This is a genomic window from Paenibacillus lutimineralis (genome assembly GCF_003991425.1).
In the GTDB taxonomy this organism is placed as follows: Bacteria; Bacillota; Bacilli; order Paenibacillales; family Paenibacillaceae; genus Fontibacillus; species Fontibacillus lutimineralis.
The window spans coordinates 1,830,500-1,853,135 of record NZ_CP034346.1 but is presented as its reverse complement, the minus strand read 5'-3'; the positions used below and the strand labels follow the sequence as shown (position 1 = coordinate 1,853,135).

The window sequence follows — 22,636 nt, the reverse complement described above, 5'->3', positions numbered from 1 at the left end:
TCGGCAGTTGTACTTTGTTGTTACCGCTCACAAAGCTAAAGTTGATGCACGTTCCTTCTTCATCATATACTGCGAATGTACTTTTCGCGGGCAGCGTCACGGTCATTAAACTGACAGACCTATGTCAGGAAACAGATTTTCTCCAGAAAAAAACAGGTCAATCATGGTGGTATCTGACCATAATCGACCTGTTTGATGTAACAGAAAATCGTTGTTTAGGGTATGAAACCCACTCATCAAGACTTCACAGATAATACAGAATCCAACTGCGCCCACCAGCTATAGTCTTCCAAATGGCTCACATCGAACAACATGACACCATGCGTACGTTCTTGGCACATCCGAACAGCTTTTTCAAATTGATCAATGTTTCCTTCATAATCCTTCAAATATAAGCTCGCGATGACTGGAATCTGCCCGTTAATTGCCTCTAGGCTCATTTGGATCGCTCCTTCTACGCTGTACCATTCTGCAGGTCTGCCGTTTTGTACGGCTTCTTCAATTCGCACTTCGGGATAATAACAACCGGTCATAATGAAATCCAATTCATCGGCATACGCGGAAATATGATATTCTTCTGATGCCCATGGCAAGTTCGAACGATATGTTTCACTGGCCCAATTGACACCTTCGTTGTAATATAACGGATACCACGATCCGACATAAATGCTGAAGGACAGACTTGGATTTGTGGATTTAACCACATGCTTAGCCGATTGCACGAAATGTTTAATGTTCAGCGCACGCCATTCCGTCCATTTCGCGAACCAGTGCCCATACTCGAGTTGTTTCGTACCTTCTTGTAAGGTAAAAATGTCCTGTGGCCATTGTGCTACCGGCTGCCCAATATATTGTTCGAATGCACTCCTACTTAATTCGCTAAAATCACCATAAACATTCGGATAGCGGCAGCGGTCTAGCACAATACCACTAATTTTATAGTTTGAGGCAATCTCCTTCAGAATCCCAAGTTCGTGCTGTTGAACTTCTTCATGAATCGGATTCACAAAAATCGTATCATCATCCGCGTTTTCGGCGGCAACCGATTCCGAAGCAAGACTCGGATTATACAGCATGACCTGCCAATCCTTCTTGTCATAAGCAATACCATCTCTAGAACGGGTCGTCCCTTCTGCGAATACATCTACATTGGCAATGACTTGAAGCCCGACAACACTCGCTTCCTCTATCATTTCTGCAAGAAAGTCTCTTCCTTCCCATGCTTGATAACGTCCGTCCGACCAACGGCTTACATGATACGCATAAGAACTTGGGAATGTCGTATGTCCATAGGGGATCTTGGCATCCACCACCAAGTGGGTTACTCCAGCTTGCTTCGCACTGTTCACAAGGCGCTGCATCTCTGAACGATCCGCTAATCGAACCCCATTCGCGATAAAATCAACCCACAATACATTTGCACCTTTTTCGATAGATAGACTCATATTTGGTCACCTCAACTATATGATTTTTAACATTCGGGGTGCCAAATTGATCTGCAGCACCCCGTGAATTCATTAGGAATTGATAAAGCCTAAATATTGCAGCATACGCTTCACAGCCACGGCTGCTTGCGCACGTGTTGTATGAATATCCGGTTCAAACGTCGTACTTGTTACCCCTTTCAAAATACCCGCATCACGTGTCTCCGCGACTGCTGCTTGCGCCCAAGCACTAATCGATCCCTCATCATGATAGACGGTCATGTCAAGCGGAGTAGGAGCCTGTACTGATTTGCCGACAAAAGATAGTGCTCTACTAATCATGACTGCCATCTGCTCTCTCGTAATTGAATCATTAGGCCTGAAGGAACCATCCTCATTGCCTTTCGCGATGCCTGCATTTGCCGCAGCACCTACGGCGCCAGCGAACCAATCGGAGGTAGACACATCATGAAACTTCGTTAGGCTTGTGTCCGAGTTTAAGTCTAACGAACGAACCAATAGGCTCACAAATTCAGCACGTGTAACCTTTTGATCCGGAGCAAATTGATCTGTGCTCATCCCTTCGATCACACGCTTGGATGCAAGCAGCTCAATATCAGATTTTGCCCAATGATTCTTCAAATCCTTAAATGTTCGGAAGGATTGAATTGCAGCGTATTGACCGGTCCCATTTTGCTTTATCATCACGACCGTCTGACCGCCTTGTGTCGTAAATATGGAAGGTACGAAGGAGAACCTGCCTCTATTTGGATCGATATAAATCGCTGTTGCTGTATCCGACGGTATAGATTGATCTAGAACGATACTGCGCTTCATATACTTATTTCCTAAATTCGAGAAGGTCTTCGTTTTCCCATTCGCCTCGACTCGAACAGAGAAATCAATCACCCGATCATCTATTAGTGTGGCGTTTTCCCGTTTGGCTTGACTCCGAATCTGCTCTAAATCTTTACCTTTCACTTGTTCGATCGTGACATATACGACCGTATCCTTGGCATCCGCCCCAAGCTCTTTGATGTATGTGGACAAATTAGGTAATGATACCGGCACTTCAAAGACAGCGTGATTTCCTTGGATTACGATTGTTGCGTTCGGTGCGATCGCCAACGCATCGATGAGCGATTGTGCCGGAATCCCGACTTGTTGGATATCATCTTCACCCATCAATTCAATCGTGACAGAACCGGGCGACTCTTTACTCCCCTTCAACCTTTGGAAAGCTTTGTTCAATTCATCCGCGCTCACTTTAGCAGTTAGCATCGTTTGTCCGTTTGATTTCTTTTCCGACTTAAGCGATAACATACTGCTATCGGGCTTCACATTTGTCGAAGTATCTTGAGGAGGTGTTGTGATATTACTACCACTGCCTCCATTGCCACTGCTACTTCCCGGATCTTCCTTAGAGGCACGGTATATCGACAGATTATAATTTATCGTCAAACCGTCTTCAGACATCACTTGAAGGATCACCGAATTCAATCCAACTTTGAGCTGCACAGGAATCGCCGAGTCATTCGCGTAGCTCTTCCCGTCAACAAAAATCTTAGCTGTCTTGTTGCTTGTACTCGCCGTAATGTCCAATGCAGTAACCGCATTATCTACATCAACCTGATAGGTATAGATCGACGGGTTGAAGGAAGGGGTCAGCTTCCCCTTACTTACCGTCAGAGTGCTCAATTGCGCTTTCGATGCGGCTTTGGAGAAATAGATGTTGACCATTTTGAGCCCATAATCTAGGTCAAGTGTCATTCGGTTCTTCACTTCGGGATTAATCGAGCTGTTGGCATCAAGTTCGCTTCTTAGGGCTTCGATCTGTTGCTTAGCGAATGTTGCTGTATCGGCTCTCATATCTGCATTCGTATTCAACGCCTGAACTGCCGGTTGAATTTTGCGGATAAGAGTATCACCTTCTTGTCTGCTCATCCCTTGGAAAGGAACGTAAATCTCATTGATTTTACGGATCATCTCTTCCATCACGGTCGCTAGAGGCTTGGTCGTATCATATTGAGGCAAAATTGCCTCATTACGATACACCCCAATCTTCAGCACCTTGTCATACTTATAATTAAATAGTCCTTCGAATTCAAATAATGCAGCTCCAGCTCCATCATTCTTTGTTGCTTCGGTAATTTGATCCACAACAGCCGATGTAGGATTGCCTTGGAACGTGTCTAGACCCGATGAGACGAATGCATTGTCCCCTGCTAATGCCATGGAGTTTCTCAAGTCAGCTACCGTTAATTCCGAACCCGGAGCATAAGACATATGGTACAAGTGATCGATTAAATTATGATCTAACCAGTATTTCGCTTCTTGTGCGTGCGATTTCGGTGCTTCCTCATAATTCGGCCATACCGCAGTTGTAATTTGTAGCTTTGGTTTGATTTGATGCGCTTCGTCCACTACCCGGACGACCCAGGTATTGATAATGTCCGCACGGAATTGTAGCCATTCATCCCAGTAGCGATCTCCTGGATGAAGGTCAAGCGGATCAACGCCATATTTCTCGCTGAACAAATTGCGGGTATACGTGTCATAACCAAAGTCATTCGTGTAATCCTTGGAATCTGGATACCTCGCATAATCCAAATGCAGTGATGCAATGTCATATTTTGTGATGAGCTCATTATATACAGAAGCAACGAAATCTCTAGCCTGCGGGAGCGCTGGATTAAGCCAATACCACTTGGCATTGTTAATGCCCACTTCATAATCAATACCTTGTCTGCTGATCAAACGCCAATCGGGATGATTCACCACAACCGGTCCGCCGACAAAGAAGTTCTCCACCCAGGCATGAATTTCAATCCCCTGTTTCTTACCTTCCTCAATGAATGCTCCAAGTACATCAAAGCCTTCATACAAAGGATTTAATTCAGTGTCTGGCAAAGACGTTGGCCAAGTGGTATATCCATTCCACCACGTTTCCAGATAGATGGCATTGATACCGGTCTCTTTGATTTTCTTCACATGATCTCGAACCTGCTCCAGGTTCTTTTCCTTCGGCCTCATCCAGAGACCTCGAGTCTGTACTTTCGGAGACTCAAAATTCATATAACTTGCTTCCGTCACTTTCTGATCTAAGTCATTCAATAAATCCATCAACCCGTTGGTACCGCTTTCATTTAATCGTTGTTTGGCCAACTCATAAACGGCCTTCGCTTCTACAATCTTCTGTTCAATATCGGCATAAGGCACATCCATAAATTGATTCTTGGATGACTGAAGCGCCTTCTCTGCGCTATCGATACTTATCGATGCTTTATCTAAGTAAGATTCCGGCGTAAAAATCACCAACACTTCTTTTTTAGCAAAATCCAGACTCAATTTAGCTCCGACCAGTGCGTTGTTCTTTAACCATGTATTTTTAACCCCATGACCGGATAATACATAGCCGCCTTCAGGAATTTTACTGTTGTTCCCGCCATTGTTCGTCACATATCCATCCGCATTAACAATGACTTCATTGCCCCATGGGTTCGTGCCAGTCTCCTCGCCATAATTACGATCATAGACGATCAACTGATCCGATCCACGGAAGCCCGGATAAGGCACATTGCCAACATTGTCCCAGCCTCCTGGATTATCTTCTTTTACTTTCGGATTAAATGCATCAAACGAGGTTCTAGCCGCTTGGTAAATTAAACTATCCGTCACGAGCTCAACCTCTGTACCGATACTCACTTTGCCCGCTAGTTGATCATAGTATGGACTTGACGCTTGAATCGACAGCACATATCCATCCGCTGGAATGGAGGAGTTGTTATCAAGATAGCCCCCTGTGTTGGGATCGTTTGCAATCGCCACGATGTTGGTCACCTTATTGCCAACAACTGTAAGCTCCATTCCCCAAGCATTCTGATTAGTGGTTGCGCCATAAGTAGGCTGGTACAACACCACTTCTCCCGTTCCACGCGGTCCATTTATTTTATCAATACCTACCGCGATACCATTCACTTTCAAATATTTGCTAGGCAGAATAGGAATATCTACGTTAATCGCTTGTACAGATTGCCCCACCACCAAATTCAAGGATGACGCAGCGTTGCCAGAAGCCGATATGACATAACCGTTCGCAGGAATGTAGGTTCCACTTTGGCCATGATTATCATATGTGCTTTTCACAACCACTACATCATTAGTGATGATATATTGAACGGTATCTTCAGAGAACGGTCTTGTCATCTTACCAAAATGACGTGTATAAACCGCGATGGTATTGGTCGGTTGATCCTGATCTACAACGTCGATCGGTATGATACCCTGCTCTGTGATGAGCTGTGGGCCTCCGACTATTGGATCAGGTAGCGTGTAGCCAACAATCTCAACCGGGTATCCCGGACTCATATTGTCTTTAATCCACTGTTCACTCGATCCGTGACCAAACAGTACAAAGCCATTCGTCGGTATTTGTACAGCACCTTCACGATAAGTGACGTCCGTAACGCTGTAAGTACCTTCATGATAGTCCACGACTGCGGCAGCCGCGTAAGGGTTCGAATCTGTGAGCTTACTACTGTTTTCTCGCGTAAACAAAATCATTTCATCTGAAGCTCCGATGGCTCGATTCACTGCTGTAATGCTGATGGTGTTGCCGTTTGCAGCTTTCGCTGTAATGGCTTCATCGGCCGACACACTCAACGTCATTCCTGAAAAAATGAGAACAAAACATAAGATGAAAGATAGCGTATTCTTTAATCTCATTACCGTACCTCCCCATATTGTTCATGAAAAGAACAGCTTCCCAAGCACTCCCTCTTATCTACAACTTATCTCGTCTACAATTCTATTTTTTGCCGAATATTTCTTACAAGCATCACCTCCCATAATAATTACGGAATATTCCTCTTTAAATTATGTTTTCGGTGGAATATTCCTCCTTTATGAGATATCATAAATCATCTGCCTAAATCTAACAAGGTTTTTTAGACTTAGAAAAAGGAGGACCTCCCCAAATCTCGAATAGGTTAAGCGACGCGCAACAGCTGTACTTCCAGCCAAGTCCTGCACATGTTCACCGCCGCTATCTTTGCATCTTCAAGTTCTAGCTACAAAAAAAGCTCGTTCCTACTCATAAAATAAGTTGGAAAGAGCTTTGAAAGTTTATCGCATTACCAAGTGTTTCAATCTCAACTTTCACAGAGCAAAAATTAGCTTAGTGTCAAGCTAGGCCAGAAATAGATGGTGTATAAGTAGGGGGCTTGCTAACATAGAAAAACACCGCTTCTTTTGGTAGAGTGAAAGTGTCGATCAATCACAAACCACAGAAGAGGTGTCCCTCCCACGATAAAACAAAAAGCATCCTTTGAGCAACTGCCTGCTGAACTGAGAACTAGGTGTGCTCAAACATCTGCGACAGGCTAGATTTCGCGCATAGTGCTTAGTCCGTGAGGATAGGTGCGAAGGATGCGAAGGCAAAACCCGGAACAGGCAGCATAACCATGTTGGCTGACGGAGCCGGATAACTCTGCAAAGAAAGGGAATGTCCAATATCACCGAGAGATGCGAAAACGAGGATGGGATAATAAAGAAATACCTGGACTTCACATGACAAAATGGAGAAGTTCATATTCAATCTACACCTAGTATACTATGCCGAACAAGTGGTTTGAAGAAATCGGTCTATGTAAGATGCCTATGCGCATGCGCATAGGCATCATCGATTTTTGCCCCAAAATGACGGTCTTTATCTTTATTGTCATTGCGGCTACTGGTCATGGTAGTGCGGAAGGAGTCGGTGTCTCAGACAACCAGATAAACCTCGCCCTCGACGATGCCACGCTCATTAAAAGCATCCACTCGGACATATACCGGCTGATCCCTGATCAGCGCCCCGATCTTCGCATGGCTGCTGCCCAATATCATATAGCTGTGATACAGCTTGTCCGGCGCATAACCCCATAACACATTATGACCCACCGCCTGGTCCCGATTCCAGACAACATGCAGATCAAGTTCGCCCAGTCGCTCGATACGAACTCCTGTCGTCCGGTCGGGCAACGACCCGTCGCCTGCTCCGAACACGCGAAGGCCTGATACGCAGGGGATCTGCCCATACGGCAACTCCCGGACCGTGCATCTGATGTAGCGAGCGCGGAACCCCGCTTCCCGCACGATCAAATCATGCGGCAGGTTCGTCATCGCCTCAAGCTTATCCTCGATCACAAAATAGTTCTGGCCATCCAGCGAGCCTTCCAGTATCCAGCGGGTATGATGCTGCCGCATATCGATATATCTGGATAACAGCCCACACGGCTGCAATGTCGCTCCCTCTGGCAAATCAACCGACAGCTGATCATCGGCAAAGTTGATTTGGATAGCATGTACGTCATATTCCTGTTGTAGATCCACTTCCACCCATTGATCCGGCGTCGGATTAGCCGCCTTCCACCAGGTGCGAACATTCTCGTCTGTCGCTTTCGCAGGCTCATATCCCTCGATATAAGAGGACGCCCCCGCACTCTTGCCATAGGAGAGCATCATCCACTCGGGATCGGCCCAGGGATCCACCCGCTCCTGAGCGATCTTCATCGGCCAGTCACCAAAGCGCTGATTGCAGAACAGCTCCCCATCGCTATCAAAACCCGCAGGCCATAAGCCGACTCGTCGCTCAAATTGCTGATTCACGGAGATCCGCATCGTAGACGCATGCCACAAGTTACCGAAACGGTCGCTCATCGTTGATCCGTGTCCGGCTCCCGGCGTAAATCCCCCGGGCTTGTAGGAGTAGGGATTGTTTTGCGCCAGCTTGAACGGACCCAGCGGATGATCCGATACGTATACGCCATCGGAATAAACATTATACTCAGTGCCCGGCGAAGCGTATTGCAGATAGTAGACGCCATCATGTTTGTTCATCCAGGCACCCTCGATGAACGGATCATTACCCAGCATCACCCGCAACGTATCCATGATCTCCTCTGTCAACTTCGGCAGCTTGCTGGCAGTCAGTTGCACCTGCTGTTCAATCTGCTCCTTCGTCTTGCTCGGAAAATGATCCTCACCATTTCGTTCATAGCCATGCCGCGCCGGGTTACCGCTGATCATCGCTTGCGGCTCACCGAGGGGCTGCATAATCACCGGATCGAGCTGCACGCCGTAGATCGGCTGGTAATTGGAGCATCCCCAGTAAAAATACACCTTGCCGTCATCATCCACGAACAAATGCGGGTCCCAGAAGGGAAAAGTGCCTGCCATCTCCTCAAACTCTCCTTCTATCGGATCGGTCGCCCGATAGAAGGAGCCCTTGCGCGACAGATGAGAGGCGGACAAGATTAGATTGTCTCCCATCACTCTTGCATCAGGAGCATAATCGTAGATCGGCACGCCCCTGAGTGCATGGAATGTCCAGTCCACTAGGTCATCGCTGACCAGAAAACCGCCCGTCATGGACAAAAACATGTAATAACGGTCCTTGAACAATACCAGCGACGGGTCTGCGGCCTCCCTATTCACCACCAGCTTGCCATCTTCATCAATGAACTGATATCGGTAATCGATATTGAGCGGATTGCACAGATAGAGCATCTCTCACATCCCCCTATTCAGATGATCTCAGATCTACCGTTCCCACTAATAAGCCCTCGCGGGCACTACTGTTGCCAATATAGACTTCGTGCACCATGGCCTCCAGCTCCCACTGGTCGGTTTGTGGATTGTACCAATGCAAGCTGTCAATCGGACAGCTCAGTTGAACCCGCTGTCGCTTACCCGGCTTGAGGGTGATTCGCTCGAATCCCTTCAATGATTTATGCGGCCTGTCAACCTGTGACTGACTGAAGCCGATATAGAGTTGAACGACCTCGTCGCCTTCCCGCTCACCAGTATTATGCACCGTGCAGCTTGCCACTACATCCGTGCCTTGGCGCTCAAAACGGGGATCTTCCAACTGGAATGTCGTATATGATAAGCCGAATCCATACGGCAGAGACGGACTTATTCCTTCCTTCTCCAGCTTCGTATAGCCATGATAGTACCCATACTCGATAGTGCTGGCATCCCAATCCACATCAGGCAGATGTCGCTCATCCACAGGCGTGACATAGGGTAGCTTGCCGCCGGGATTCACATCCCCGAACAAGGTTTTGGCGATCGCAGTACCGCCTTCCATACCAGGGTAATAGGCCATTAGGATGGCCGGAACATAATCCTTCCACTCTTCAATCATTATCGTATTGCCGCCGATCAACACAACAGCCGTATTCGGGTTCAGCGAGCCGAGCTCTTGCAATAATGCCGCTTCATCCGCGTGAAGGCCTAGCGACTTTCGGTCTCCCCCCACAGCCTTGCGTTCCTGCGGGGTATGGCTTTGCAGCTTCGCCGCCACTTCAGGATATTTGTGGAAAAGAGTCGCCATCCTGGCTTTGAATTCCTCGCTCCCTACATCGGTGACATATTCCCCTTCGTCATTATGGTTGTAGCCGACCACGCAGATCACCGCATCCGATTCCCTGGCCAGCGCGCCGGCCCTTTGCAAATCCGTGCCATCGTCATAGCACACCTCGGCTTCAGGCAGCAAGCGCTGTATCCCTTCCAACGGCGTGACGGCATACGGCGGGAACACCCTGCTCGACCCGTGGTCGCCGATATTCGCCTGCTTGCCCAGCTTGCCGATGACGGCAACCTTGCGAGCCGATTTGGAAAAAGGCAATATGGCATGGTCATTCTTCATCAACGTCATGGATTTCTCAGCCGCCTCAAGCGCCAATGCGATATGCGAAGTAGAAGCAACCACTTCCGGTCCATACTCCTGTTCCGGCTGCGCCGTAAATGCCAGCAAGGTGCGTACAATACGAATTGCTGCCTGGTCAATCTTCTCCTCGGCGACCTGGCCACTGCGGACGGCATCCACCAGGCGTTGTCCATAGTACTTCGTATCGCACATCTCGATATCCATGCCACCGTGTACCGCTTTCACAGTGTCGCGGATGCCCCAGACAAAATCGCTGATAACGAAACCGTCGAAGCCCCACTCGTGCCTGAGTACCTGATTCAGCAAATAATCGTTGTGTCCGCAGTACGCGCCATCATACAGGTTATAGGCGCTCATCACCGCAGCAGCGCCGGCATCGATACACGCCTTGAAGTGCGGAAAATACACCTCGCGCTCCGTTCTTTTGTCTGCCGTGACATTAACCTTAAAGCGGGCATTCTCCATGCTGTTGAACGCAAAGTGCTTCACGCAGGCGATCACCTGCTCCGACTGCACGCCCACAACAAGAGACGCACCCATCGCGCCCAAATGAAAAGAGTCCTCTCCATAGGTTTCCTGACTGCGGCCCCATCCCGGATGACGAGGCAGGTTGACACACACGCCTCCAAACAAGTTGCCGCCTTGCGCCCGGATCTCCTTGGCAATCGCGACGCCGATTCTACGCTCCAGATCGGGATCGAATGTTGCGCCTCGTGCCATCGATACCGGGAAGCAAGTGCTGCTGCTCGACACCACACCGCGAGGGCCATCGACGAATTTCATCGCAGGCACCTGCAGTCTCTCAATACCGCCCGCAGGATAAGGCACATGATTGTAATGAATGATGATAAAATCCCGAAACATCTGTTCAGCTGAGACTTGCCCGCTCATCAGATGCACTTTTTCCTCCAGTGTCATTTCCGCAACCAGCGTTTCGGCCTTCTGCGTAAATCGAAGTCGGCTTTCCATATCCATGGTCATCTCGCACATCCTCCCATTCCATCATCAAGATTCGTTATTGATAGCGATATACCTCTACCCGCATGGCGGCCGGTTTACGACCGATTTTCAGGTTGTATGCGCTTTGGTCGCCATTCAGCACCCTGCCCCGTATCCATTGATTCTCAGAGAAGCTCCCTTCCTCAGCCCGGATCATCCCCAACTTCCCGGGTGCGCCCCGCTTCAACAGAAATTCGAATTCGAAGCTGACGCCTGCCACAATAAATTCATCCTCCGCAACTTCAATGACCAGCCCGGCCGCAATCGGCTGGTTCTCTTGCGGACGTGCATACGTAATCTTCAAGTCATACTTGGCAAACGATAAGACGCAGCCCAGATTATGATTCCAGACAAATCCCGTCATGCTGTCCGTACCGCGATATTGTTGAATCATGTCCAGCATATTGCCAAGAAGCTCGTAGCTTTGGGCAAGCACCGGACCGGTACCATTCATGTTAAACGCGGATACATCAATATTCAGCGCCATCATCAGCCTCAAATCCGGCGCACCCGCCGTTGAAGGATGTGCCAGAAAATCCTCAATGCCAAACGGCGCATAACACAAGGCATCATGCTTGCCAAGCGCATAAAATACATTGCTGGCCGCTACCATATCCCTTCTTGCCTCGGGAATGAACAAGGGGTTCTCATTGCCGGCCGTATACTCCTCACAAATCTCGGTGAAGTTCGGCAAATAAATGTCCGGCGCATACAGGCATATCGTGGGGGCTGCCAGCTTCCACATCTTCATGACTTTGGCAATAGGCCCGCCGCTCGGATAATTCCCCGGTCGCCACGGGTACTGCTCCAGCCATGCGTTCACGAACATAGGCAGCGGATACACCTCCGCACCTGCGGATGCGATACGCTCCACAGCCCGCGCATAATGATAGGCCATAAAAAGCTCCTGCGCTTCGTCAGCAAAGGCCTCCTGCCACCCCTCCTCCTTGCCGTAAGCCGCCGCTACATTGGAGGGGATGGAATCCTGGAAGCGCGTGTTCGCCGCCTCGGAATAATCCCGGTCACTGCCCAGAAAGCCGATTTCATTCTCGATCTGTACCATGATGACCGTATGCTCGTTGCCATCGATTTGCTTCAGATGGCTCATGAGCTGCCTGAACGCCTTGGCATCGGCTTCTACAGCAGGCTCGCACAGCGGCGAGATGGTATTCGATGGTTCGCCATTGCGATGTACAGCCCGGAAGTACGTCCGCCAGTCTCTCTTGACCCAACCTGGCACATAAGAGGACATACCGTTCTTCCATAAGCCAAACCACAGCAGCACCAAGCGAGCGCCCTCTTGCCGCGCCTGCTCCACTAGTCCGTCCAGCAGCCGGAAATCAAATTCATCCCGACTCGGCTCAATCAACTCCCAATAGACGGGTAAAATAACGGTATTCAAATGCAACTCTCGCAAATATGGCCAAACTTTACTGCTCATATAACCGAGATCGGAAGCGCTTGAATTATGCAATTCACCCGCTAACGCAATATAGGGTTTATCATCCACATACAGATTAAAAGCACCATTTTCCTTCACTAACACCGGAATGGCCATACAGATTCCTCCCCGTTATCATGCAGTAAAAGTCTGTCCGATGAATCACTTTTGGTGTCAAGCATGAATTTTTCGATAATCCTGTGGCGTCATGGCTGTTGATTTGCGAAAAAGCGTAGAGAAATACGAGAAGTTCGGATATCCGACCGAGATCGCCACCTGACTAATCGACATATCTGATTTGATCAATAGTTCCTTCGCCCGCTCCATCCGCTCCTGCCAGATATAATCCGATATGGAGACCCCGGTTGACTTCTTGAAGATGCGAACGACGTAATCCGGATTAAGCCCGACATAATCGGCAATGTATTGTCTGGACAACTCCTCGTCTAGATGCAATTCAATGTATCGTTTGATCTTCTCGATAATCGATTCACTCGATTCCAATGCCTTCATGCTCGCAACGGCCTTCTCAATCACTTCTTCCACCCACTCCTGCAACCATGCAACCGAACGGGTGGCGCTAAGGCCGCGCTCGGGTGACAGGTGTTCATGCAGGATTTCATCCGCCTTCAATCCGGTCTTCTGCAAGGTATGCAGCACCATTTGCAAGAAAAGTTGATAAAACTGCCGAAGCGTTCCGGTGTCCAGATCATTCATCTGCTTCCAGCGATCCAGCAATGTCCTGATCTCGCTCTGCAGGCGATTGGCCTCCCGGCTGCGCAGCAGCTCTGCCCAAAGCTTCATATCCGGCACATGGGCATGTCGCCCTGCTTGCCCGTATTCATCCAGCAGCAGCACGCGATTGGCCGCATTTGCCTGATGACGAAGCGCGCTCCCCAACTTGTCGTACATCGATGCCAGCTCGCTAAGGAGAGCAGGTCTGCCAATCATACAAGCCAGCTGACAATAGAAATAGGCTTGGCAAGTCTGGAGCAACTCACGGCAACGATGACGAAGTTCCAACAGCAGCTCCGCTTCATCCTGATCGCTACTGATTCCGCAGGGAATCAGCAGTATCAGCTCCGCCTCCCCCATTCTAATCGTGTACGCCCCGGCAAAGTGATCGGTCACCAACTCGTCCGCGGCTTTTCGTAAGGCATATAACATAATATTCTCATCCTGGGTGCCGAGCTCCCTATTCCAATCATGATGTTGAATCAATACCGGCAGCAATCGACTGGCTGGTGAGTAGGCAAGCCTATAATGCTCTGCCTGCTTTAGAATGGAATCGGGCCGAGCGGGTACTTCCTGATGCAATACAGCAAGCCAAAATCGCTCCACTAACTTGGCTTCATCATCCCGTCCCTTGCGGATCTTGGACAGCACATTCAACACAGTTCTCTCAAGCTCCTCCGTCGGAACCGGCTTCAGTAGGTAATCATAGCCGCCTAGCTGAATCGCTTGCTTCGCATAGGTGAATTCGGCGTGACAGGTCAGAAATATGCATTCGGTTTTCGGGTAATGCGCTCGCACCCAGGCAAATAGCTCCAATCCGCTGCCTTGCGGCATTTCAATATCAGAAATCATGACATCGAAGGTGCGATTGGCGAAAGCTTCCTTCGCCTGCCGCATATTGAGGGCCGTCTCCACAACCCCTACACCCAGCCTGCGCCAATCCACGCTTGCCTCTATGCCATTCACGATAATGGCCTCATCGTCTACAATCAAGAACCGAAACATAATCATGCCTCCTCTGTGACTGTCGCCAATAAGCTATCCTTTCACCGCTCCGATCGTCAAGCCCTTGACAAAAAACTTTTGAAAGAACGGATACAGCAGAATTAACGGCACAATTCCGATCACCGCCATGGCCATGCGCATCGATTCCAACGGAATCCGGCTTACCCCATCAGACATGTGACTGCTTAACTGGCTGCTTGACTGAAGAAATTGTATATCCAGCAAGATTCGGTTGAGCAAATTTTGCAGGCTATAAAGCTCGCTGTTACTGACAAAGATAAGACCGTTAAACCAGTCATTCCAATAATTGATCGTATAGAACAACCCGACTGTGGCAAGCACCGGCATTGACAGCGGCAACACGATCCTGACAAAGATCGTGCCTTCCTTCGCCCCGTCCATATAGGCCGATTCAATTACCGCCTCCGGTATGGTCGTCGCAAAGAAGGTGCGCATCATAATGATGTAGAAACCATTCACGAGTAAATTGGGAATAAGAAGCGCCCATAGCGTGTTCTTCAATTCGAAAATATCGGTATACAACAAATACATTGGAACAAGGCCGCCATTGAACAGCATGGTAAAAAACACATAGAAAGCAAGCGCATTGCGAAAAGGCATGTCCTTGCGCGATAGCGGATACGCAATCAGGGCAGTGAAGGCAAGCCCCGCCACTGTACCCGTTATGGTTATGAAGATCGTTATCCCGTAAGCGTGTATAATATTCGTGGCATTATCCAGTAAGTACGTATACGCCGATAGATCAAACTGCTTGGGAATAAAAGCATAACCGTCACGCAAGATCGTATCATTGTCGGTCAAAGAAGCGGAGACCATCAACCAGAACGGCAGTATACAAAAAAGAGTGAATACCGTCATGATGACATGGAGAACCGCCTGATACAATTTATTGGTCTGCATGTGTCACCCTCCCTCTAGAATAAAGCATTGTCTTTATCAACCTTGCGAACGATGCTATTGGACAGCATGACCAGTATGAATCCGACAATCGCCTGATACAAACCGGCAGCAGACGACATGCCATAATCGCCCAAATTGATTAACGCGCGGTACACATACGTATCAATCGTATTGGTCACTGGCATCAGCGACCCCGAATTGAGCGGCACTTGATAGAACAAGCCGAAATCGGAGTAAAAGATGCGACCGATCATAAGCAGCGTCAGAATGGTAATAACCGGCACAATCATCGGCAACGTAATATGCCGGATTTGCTGCCATCGATTTGCGCCGTCCAGCGTTGCCGCCTCATAATATTCCTGATCTATCCCGATTATGGCCGCCAGGTATATCACGCATGCATATCCGACGCCTTTCCACATATTGACGATCGTCAGGATATACGGCCACGGACCAGTCTCCATATACCAGGAGACCTCGTCCATACCAAGCAACGGAAGCAGCGACTTGTTCATAAAGCCGTTCTTGACATCCAGCAAGGCCAAGACCAGATAGCCGACGATGATTATTGAAATCAGATGGGGAAGCAGAATCAAACTCTGATACGTGCGGGATAAAAAGCGGTTTTTGATATCATTCAAGAAAATAGCCAAGGCGATGGCTATCGTAGTGTTAAGCACAATAAAGGTCAAGTTATACAGCAAGGTATTTCGCGTAATGATAAAAGCATCCTTGGTTTTGAATAAGTATTCAAAGTTTTTCAGTCCTATCCAATCGCTTCCCAGAATTCCCTTCGTAAAATTAACATCCTTGAACGCGATTATCGTACCGAACATAGGCATATAATTATTAATCAGCAAATAAAGCACAGCGGGCAGCGTCATCAGAAACAGCGACCTATATTTGACTATTTTCCGAAACACAGCGAACCGTTTTTTCCTTAGCGGTGTATTCAACAGTAATTTCTGTGCAGATGTCGGCTCCACAATTGGATTCCCCCTTCGGTGTTTGAATATGAGTTCATCATATCGAAAACCGGCTCCTCTTACTTTCACCAACACGACATTGCGCTTTCGATTTTCAGACATGGGAAGCTCTGACAATAGGGGTATCTATGGAGTTTCTTTTCCTGGCAAAATGACTTCGATGCGCGCACCGTTGTCATTTTCAAATTTTACCTGTGCCTTGCCTTGGTATAATAACTCCAGCCGCCGCTGAACATTCCAGATGCCGATGCGTTCCCCTTGGTCCGGCACCTTAAGAACGCCCGCTTGCAGCGACTCAAGAATGTCCTCCGGGAATCCCGGACCTGTATCCTGGATCACGATGGATATATCACCCGTGGTTAATGTACAGGCCTCAATCCGGATATGCGTCTGTCGATCCGTATCAATCGCATATTTAATGGCATTTTCCACAAACGTCTGAATCATGAGCGGCGGCACACCTACCGTCTGCAACGTCTCGGGAATGACGGCCTCATACGTCAGATTTCCGGGAAAACGAAAGCATTGAATGCGCACATAATTGTCCACATGTCGAATTTCATTCTGCAAAGCCACCGTATCCGCACCACTTTGAAACACAAATCGAAAATAATGAATCAGTGCAAGGGACAATTCCTGAATCAGGATAAATTTCTTATCCATCGCCAGATAGAAAACAATGTTTAAGGAATTCAGGAAAAAGTGCGGATTGATCTGCAATTGCAGCTGCCTGAACTCAACCTGTTGTTTGGCCAACTGCTCTTCATATACATCAATTTTCAATTGTTGAATCTGACTTACCATGGCATTGAATGATTCATTCATCGACTCGAATTCACTGGAGGTTCGATACCGGGGAATACGGTGTTCAAGAACCCCTTCCCTGGCCATTCGCATAGCAAACATAATACGCCGAATTGGCAGCAGCACCACTCGCCGCAAGGCATAGAAGGCAGCGGCTACAATCAGCGAGGAGATGCCGACGAGCACATAGGTGATACGCAGCAGGTAGGGCAGTTGCTCAAGAATGACATCATCCGGTATCAAGGCAATCAAGCGAAGCGTGCTCAGGTTCGACGATTTGCCGACGAGTAGGTACTGCTCCTGTTCCCCGGTCAGCTTGTATTCATCCTCATCAAATACCAGATCGATCTCCCGACCTTCAAAAAAAACGGTCTCCTGCAGCGGCTTATGCAAAGTATTCGTAAAAACAGCCTTCCCGCCCTCGCCGAGATTCAACAAATTCAATGGACCTAGTAATTGGTTCACATCGATCGCAAGACCAATATATAAGCGGCCCGACTTGATCACACGCATCACAAAGGAGCGCCCACCAATGTTGGCGTCAATCCACTTCAGCTCTTTGCCCATTTTCACGAGGTCAGTACGCACATAGCCTTCCACCGCATTTTGCAATTCACGCAAATTCTCATTTCCGGTTATCCGAGCATTCGGGGCGAAGATAAGCTCATCATTGACGGTCGAATAAATAAACATGAACTCATGGGCAGAATAGTATTGCATATCCTCCCGCAGTTTTTGGCCAATCCTTATCCTTTCCAGGACATAAGAATCCGTCTGTTCAGCCGATGCCTTCTCCAACTGCAAAAAACCATCCTGTTCATTAATTAATCGCAAAATATAGCTGTCGGCCGCTTGCAACATATTATCAACAATGTTCATATACAAAGTCACGGTGCTGACACTGGCGCTCGCCACCTGATTCCGGACAACCTGAATCGAATATTTATTGTTGTACGTCAAATAGATCAGGATGGGAAGCACAATGAGCAGCAAGCCCACAATTAACTTGAAGCGAATCGAATGAACAATCGTTTTATTCCGTCGCACGTCTCCGCCCCCTTCTCAGCTCAATATACCTTACAATCATGGCGAGTACGAGCGGGACATGCAAGACACAATAGCCTCTGTCTGCCGGTCGGCAGACAGAGGCTATTGCTATTGTTATTGCTTGCTTTTTTTCCACTCGTCGATTTGTTTCTGTTTCTCAGCGATAATAATATCCAGACCGGCATCCTTCAGCTTTGCATTGAATTCCGGCAGCTTGTCAGGACCGATCGTACCTGTTTCAAAAGCAACACGATATTGATCCAGCACATTGGTAACCGCAGCAATCTCGGTCTTCACGCCATCCGCTATATAGTTGAATCCCATGAGCGGAGACTTGAAGGCCGTTTGATTGAATTCTTTCAGCTTGCTCCACAGCTCCGGATCATCTCCTTGCCAAATATATGAAAGCAACTGGTTGCCGAACATCCATCCCATACCCGGGCTGTAACCGATCGAGGTTGCATCCACACCCGGAGCGAAGGTAATGATATTGTCTATTCCCTCGACCTTGGCATAATGGGTTCCTTCCAGACCCCAATCAAGCAGATTCACCACTTCAGGATCCGTATACATCATATCCAGAAACATCATGGCCCTCTCAGGATTTTCTGACTGATGAGCAATCGCCCACATAATGTTGGTCACATAACCAGTTGTGGCAATGGCAGGTGTCAGTCGTACTGCAACCATCTCATATCCTGCCGATCGCGAATCCTGCATCTCAAATCCTGGCTTCATATGTGATAAATAACCATAGGCCGTTCCTGCCTTTACTTCGTTAAACGAGCTGGCTTGTGAAGTCGTAGCTGCATCCTTGGCGATATACCCAGCTTGATACCAACGATGAAGTCGAGTCACCATATCCTTGTATTCCTGCGTCTCAAATCCATTCACAACTTTAAGATTGTCATCATTCAGCATCACCACACCGAGGTTATCCCCAATCGTGTCCCATACCATTTCAAAGTATAACCCGATCGTGGTCGTCAAGGTTCTCGCCAATGTCATTTCCGGTTCTTTCTCTTTCAATATCTGGAGCACATTTTCCAGATCATCAAACGTTTTGATCTTCGATACATCGATTCCGTGCTTGTCTGCAAGATCCTTGCGCATGATGAAGCCGTAGTCCGAAGCCAGATCGCGAATACTCGGAACGCCATAGATTTCACCCGCTGATTTCGTCGCCTCCAAATACTCGGGACTCTGATCATTCAGCACCTCTACAATCCCTTGTCCGTGTTTCTCCAGCAGTTCATTCATCGGGTAAAGCTGCCCTTTGGCCACTTGCGCATTGTAGAGGCCAAGACCGGTAAACAGCAAATCAACTTTGTCGCCGCCTGACAGCAGCAAGGGCATCTTTTGCTTATACGCGCCCATATTGTCGGATCTTAACTTGACCGTCGCATTTATTTTTTTCTTGGTAATTTCATTTAACGCATCTTCCACCTTTTGCATATCTTTCTGCTCGTTATACAATGGAAATTCCACAACCAATTCAACCGGTTCCAACTCCTGGACAGGCGACTCACTCACAGATCCGCTTTGGGTAGCGTTATTTTCCGGAGTGTTGCTCGAACTCGCATCAGAACCTGAATTGCCCGATCCGCAAGCCGTTACTACAAGCGCCAGTACCAATACACATGCGATAACCCAATTTTGCCGTTTCATTGGCATCCCCCTGATCTTGTTTCGAATGTCGGCGATACCATGCAACGGCATCGCTCTGATTAAATCTTATAGGAAATCAAAAATCAAGTCTTTTGAAAACCCGATATTTTGTTTTTGAATTTTAGACTTCCTGGCATGGAAAATGGCAGCATATGTGAAATCATGAAACAATCAGTGACGGACAGTCACAGACGATTATCCCTATTAAAGTTAATAGAGCAACCGTACCGGCCCCAACAAACCGCTTGGCTCTTGCTGGGCAACCAGCGAAAACATATCTCGATGTTCCTTGACCAACGTATTCGTGACTTCAACCGTCAACATGTTTGCGCCTTGCTCCAGCGATCCCGAGATATCGAATCGATAAGGGGGGCTGATTCTTACGCCGGCAGAACGGCCGTTTACCAGCACTTCCGCGGTCTCATAGACTTCCCCCAAGTCCAGCCACATGTTCTTTGGCAACGCATTATTCCATTCCACCGTTGTCTCATAGCGGAACGTACCCGTGAATCTAGGCAGGTATTCCTGACGGCTCAGATCCACCAGCCGTTCCAGTTTGCCGTGCGTTTCGAAGCGCGGGTACTGCTCGGAGGAAACGATTGATAGCGACCAGACGGCGGATACTTCCAGCTGCTCACGCTCGGTTACTGCCTCGTCCTGCACAGTCAGATCCTTGAATAGCTCTCCGGCTACCACAACAACCGTCTCGAAAGGCGCCAAGCGCAACGGGACCCGTGCATCCTCCCCATCAACAACATCAATAACGCGGGTTACTCGGTTATTGTAAGCATCGTACAGACATATATGGCCGGATGTGGGCAGTTCAACATTTGTTTCGATTGGAAGCTGCGGATGTTCATTAAAGAAGAAATAGACGTCAGCGTCCTCATGCCGTATATGATAATGACGTAAGTACGGATATTCGCCGTCCGTCTTCAACTCATAAAATCCACGTGAGGCTAGATGTCCGGCTACCTCGGCAAGTGGAACGACGGAGACGTTCCGGCATGCCGTCAGTCGTTTCAAAAGCTCGGAGCCATCTTCTCCCTCACTGGCACGCACAGGTAGCGCATCGATGAAGATTACCGGCAAACCGAGCTCGGCTAGTTCTCCAATTCTCGCCAGGCATTTTGCCGGAAGCGCTTCGCTGTACGGGATAATGAAACAATCGAACGTCTCGTCACGTGACTTCAGCTTCTTCCCTTCAAGCGTTACAGAATCCAGGATCGCATCGATCGGCAGCACATCGCAATCGATCTGTCTTTTTAATAGCTCCTTGACCGGTTTATGGAAATACATCGCCTTACCGGACCATTCAGCCTCCGCATGGTACAATACAGCCGCGGAAGCGATATGCGTACCGCCTGAAAGCAGGTGGCTCAAACGATTCGTATAATGATTCAAATAGCGGTAATATCGAAATTGCGGATTTTTCCCTCTGGCGTAGAGATGCGGCGGACAATCCGGGTCTGGAAACGCCTTGGCGGAGAAGGAATGTGGTATGAAATGATTTACGCCGCGTACAAGCATATGATCGGTGAGCCATTTCATCAACTTCAGACCCTCTGCCCAACCGTATGCACCGAACACCTCCGCCATCGTACGACCTTTCTTCTTGGGATCGAGATGCGCAAGAGAAGAACCCATTTTTCCCAGACCATAGTTGAAAAACTCGCTGTCTGCTTCACCGAAGAACCACTTAAACGGAGTCTCATCGAAGCCGGGGGCGAGCTGCCAGAGGACCACGTCAACACCGGACATATCCTGTCCCCAGAGTGCGCGGAAGAAATGTCCAGTTCCCGCGCCAAGCCTGGTATGTGCGTTGTTATCTTCGATCACATGTCCGATGTATTCAACGCTACGTTCGCGGCACCAATCTCCGATCTGCGAGGTAAAGTTCTCCCCATAGAGACTGCTGACAATATTCATGTAATGGTAACGGATTATAGGCGGATTCACTCCCTGATCATGCCATAATAGCGGGAGCTGCTTGAGATAGTCTTCTCCGATTACCTCTTTCAGTCGTTCAGGAACGTCTTTACTCCAAGGCATCGCTACGTCTTTCTTCCCGGTAGCAGATTCGTAGTCATATTGATTGCTGTCATTATAAAACGCGGGTTCGTCGGAGAAAAACCCGGCGAACGTCTTACCGAAATCGTCCCGGTACCGCTCATAGAATGCTTCGTGGACCGTGTCGATCAGCACACGGGTCGATTCGGCTGAGAGCGGATTCAGATAATCCTCATGATTTTTGCTGCCTCCTTTATCGGATATGGTCATAATGAAAATTCGCCAGTACCCCTCCGGCACGCTCCAGTGTAATATTCCGTCTTTTACTATTGCTGATAAATCTATCGATTCACCTGTCAATTCACCGGATATCGGATCCCGCTTGCTTGCGACGACGGCAATCAGAGCTCCCCCTCCGCTCTCGGCAAAGAAGGGCACGTACGGTCGATCGATAATAAACGATGCGTGCGGAGCTGGACCCAGCGCATCGATATGCCTCTCGGACAGGAATGAACGACGCAACTCTTTCGGTGCGTCCTTCAGTCTGCCTGCCGCCCTGCCCGTAGGAAAATGGTCGTCGTCCAGCACCCATACCTGCATCCCACGCTTGCGTGCTTCCTCCATAATGACGTCCATGTCCTGCCACCACTTTGGCCCCAGAAAATCCGGATGAGGTCTTGCCTCGGCGATTACGGCCCGTATTCCGGATTCATGGATCCGCTGCATTTCCTCACGAAGTATCCCTTCCTCTTCCCCGTGTTGCCAAAATAAGGGCAGGATATAGTTGCCTTCCTGTCCTTTAAGAACCTCTTGTAATCGTCTCATATCGCAGTTTCAGCCCCCTATTAGGGAAGGTTCCCCTGAATGAACCCTCCAAGTAAAT

At 48.5% G+C, this 22,636-nt stretch carries 11 protein-coding genes; all 11 read right to left on the bottom strand.

Annotated features, from left to right (window positions below; translation table 11 throughout):
- Positions 1 to 236: 236 nt before the first annotated feature.
- Entirely contained in the window at positions 237 to 1,445 is a 1,209-nt protein-coding gene (locus EI981_RS07530; RefSeq protein WP_126996882.1) for an alpha amylase family protein, read from the bottom strand.
- A 72-nt stretch (positions 1,446 to 1,517) separates the two neighbouring features.
- Positions 1,518 to 6,149 carry an S-layer homology domain-containing protein gene (locus tag EI981_RS07525; RefSeq protein ID WP_126996880.1) on the bottom strand — a complete coding sequence of 1,544 codons (4,632 nt, stop codon included), beginning with the start codon at positions 6,147 to 6,149 and terminating at the stop codon, positions 1,518 to 1,520.
- Between the two features lie 1,038 nt (positions 6,150 to 7,187).
- The gene (locus tag EI981_RS07520; protein WP_126996877.1) at positions 7,188 to 8,972 is read right to left on the bottom strand and encodes a family 43 glycosylhydrolase; all 1,785 of its coding nucleotides are present in this window, start codon (positions 8,970 to 8,972) and stop codon (positions 7,188 to 7,190) included.
- Positions 8,973 to 8,985: 13 nt separating this feature from the next.
- Positions 8,986 to 11,118, bottom strand: coding sequence for a beta-glucosidase family protein (locus EI981_RS07515; RefSeq protein ID WP_126996875.1), 2,133 nt, complete (start codon positions 11,116 to 11,118; stop codon positions 8,986 to 8,988).
- A gap of 34 nt (positions 11,119 to 11,152) precedes the next feature.
- On the bottom strand, positions 11,153 to 12,694 hold the full coding sequence (locus EI981_RS07510; protein WP_126996873.1) for a GH35 family beta-galactosidase: 1,542 nt from the start codon (positions 12,692 to 12,694) through the stop codon (positions 11,153 to 11,155).
- 57 nt (positions 12,695 to 12,751) lie between these two features.
- On the bottom strand, positions 12,752 to 14,317 hold the full coding sequence (locus EI981_RS07505) for a response regulator transcription factor (RefSeq protein WP_162616127.1): 1,566 nt from the start codon (positions 14,315 to 14,317) through the stop codon (positions 12,752 to 12,754).
- A 33-nt stretch (positions 14,318 to 14,350) separates the two neighbouring features.
- Positions 14,351 to 15,238, bottom strand: a complete 888-nt coding sequence (locus EI981_RS07500; RefSeq protein WP_126996869.1) for a carbohydrate ABC transporter permease — start codon at positions 15,236 to 15,238, stop codon at positions 14,351 to 14,353.
- A 14-nt stretch (positions 15,239 to 15,252) separates the two neighbouring features.
- A complete protein-coding gene (locus EI981_RS07495; protein ID WP_127004455.1) occupies positions 15,253 to 16,122 on the bottom strand; it encodes an ABC transporter permease in 870 nt (289 codons plus the stop codon).
- A 228-nt stretch (positions 16,123 to 16,350) separates the two neighbouring features.
- Positions 16,351 to 18,075 (bottom strand): sensor histidine kinase, encoded by a 1,725-nt coding sequence (locus EI981_RS07490; protein WP_126996867.1) that lies wholly within the window; start codon positions 18,073 to 18,075, stop codon positions 16,351 to 16,353.
- Between the two features lie 114 nt (positions 18,076 to 18,189).
- The gene (locus EI981_RS07485) at positions 18,190 to 19,743 is read right to left on the bottom strand and encodes an ABC transporter substrate-binding protein (RefSeq protein WP_126996865.1); all 1,554 of its coding nucleotides are present in this window, start codon (positions 19,741 to 19,743) and stop codon (positions 18,190 to 18,192) included.
- A gap of 210 nt (positions 19,744 to 19,953) precedes the next feature.
- Positions 19,954 to 22,578, bottom strand: coding sequence for a glycosylhydrolase-like jelly roll fold domain-containing protein (locus EI981_RS07480; protein WP_126996863.1), 2,625 nt, complete (start codon positions 22,576 to 22,578; stop codon positions 19,954 to 19,956).
- Positions 22,579 to 22,636: the final 58 nt, after the last annotated feature.

Coding starts and splice junctions, on each gene's coding strand:
- EI981_RS07530 (WP_126996882.1), bottom strand. CDS start 1,445: ATGAGTCTATCTATCGAAAAAGGTGCAAATGTATTGTGGGTTGATTTT.
- EI981_RS07525 (WP_126996880.1), bottom strand. CDS start 6,149: ATGAGATTAAAGAATACGCTATCTTTCATCTTATGTTTTGTTCTCATT.
- EI981_RS07520 (WP_126996877.1), bottom strand. CDS start 8,972: ATGCTCTATCTGTGCAATCCGCTCAATATCGATTACCGATATCAGTTC.
- EI981_RS07515 (WP_126996875.1), bottom strand. CDS start 11,118: ATGACCATGGATATGGAAAGCCGACTTCGATTTACGCAGAAGGCCGAA.
- EI981_RS07510 (WP_126996873.1), bottom strand. CDS start 12,694: ATGGCCATTCCGGTGTTAGTGAAGGAAAATGGTGCTTTTAATCTGTAT.
- EI981_RS07505 (WP_162616127.1), bottom strand. CDS start 14,317: ATGTTTCGGTTCTTGATTGTAGACGATGAGGCCATTATCGTGAATGGC.
- EI981_RS07500 (WP_126996869.1), bottom strand. CDS start 15,238: ATGCAGACCAATAAATTGTATCAGGCGGTTCTCCATGTCATCATGACG.
- EI981_RS07495 (WP_127004455.1), bottom strand. CDS start 16,122: ATGACGCTGCCCGCTGTGCTTTATTTGCTGATTAATAATTATATGCCT.
- EI981_RS07485 (WP_126996865.1), bottom strand. CDS start 19,743: ATGAAACGGCAAAATTGGGTTATCGCATGTGTATTGGTACTGGCGCTT.
- EI981_RS07480 (WP_126996863.1), bottom strand. CDS start 22,578: ATGAGACGATTACAAGAGGTTCTTAAAGGACAGGAAGGCAACTATATC.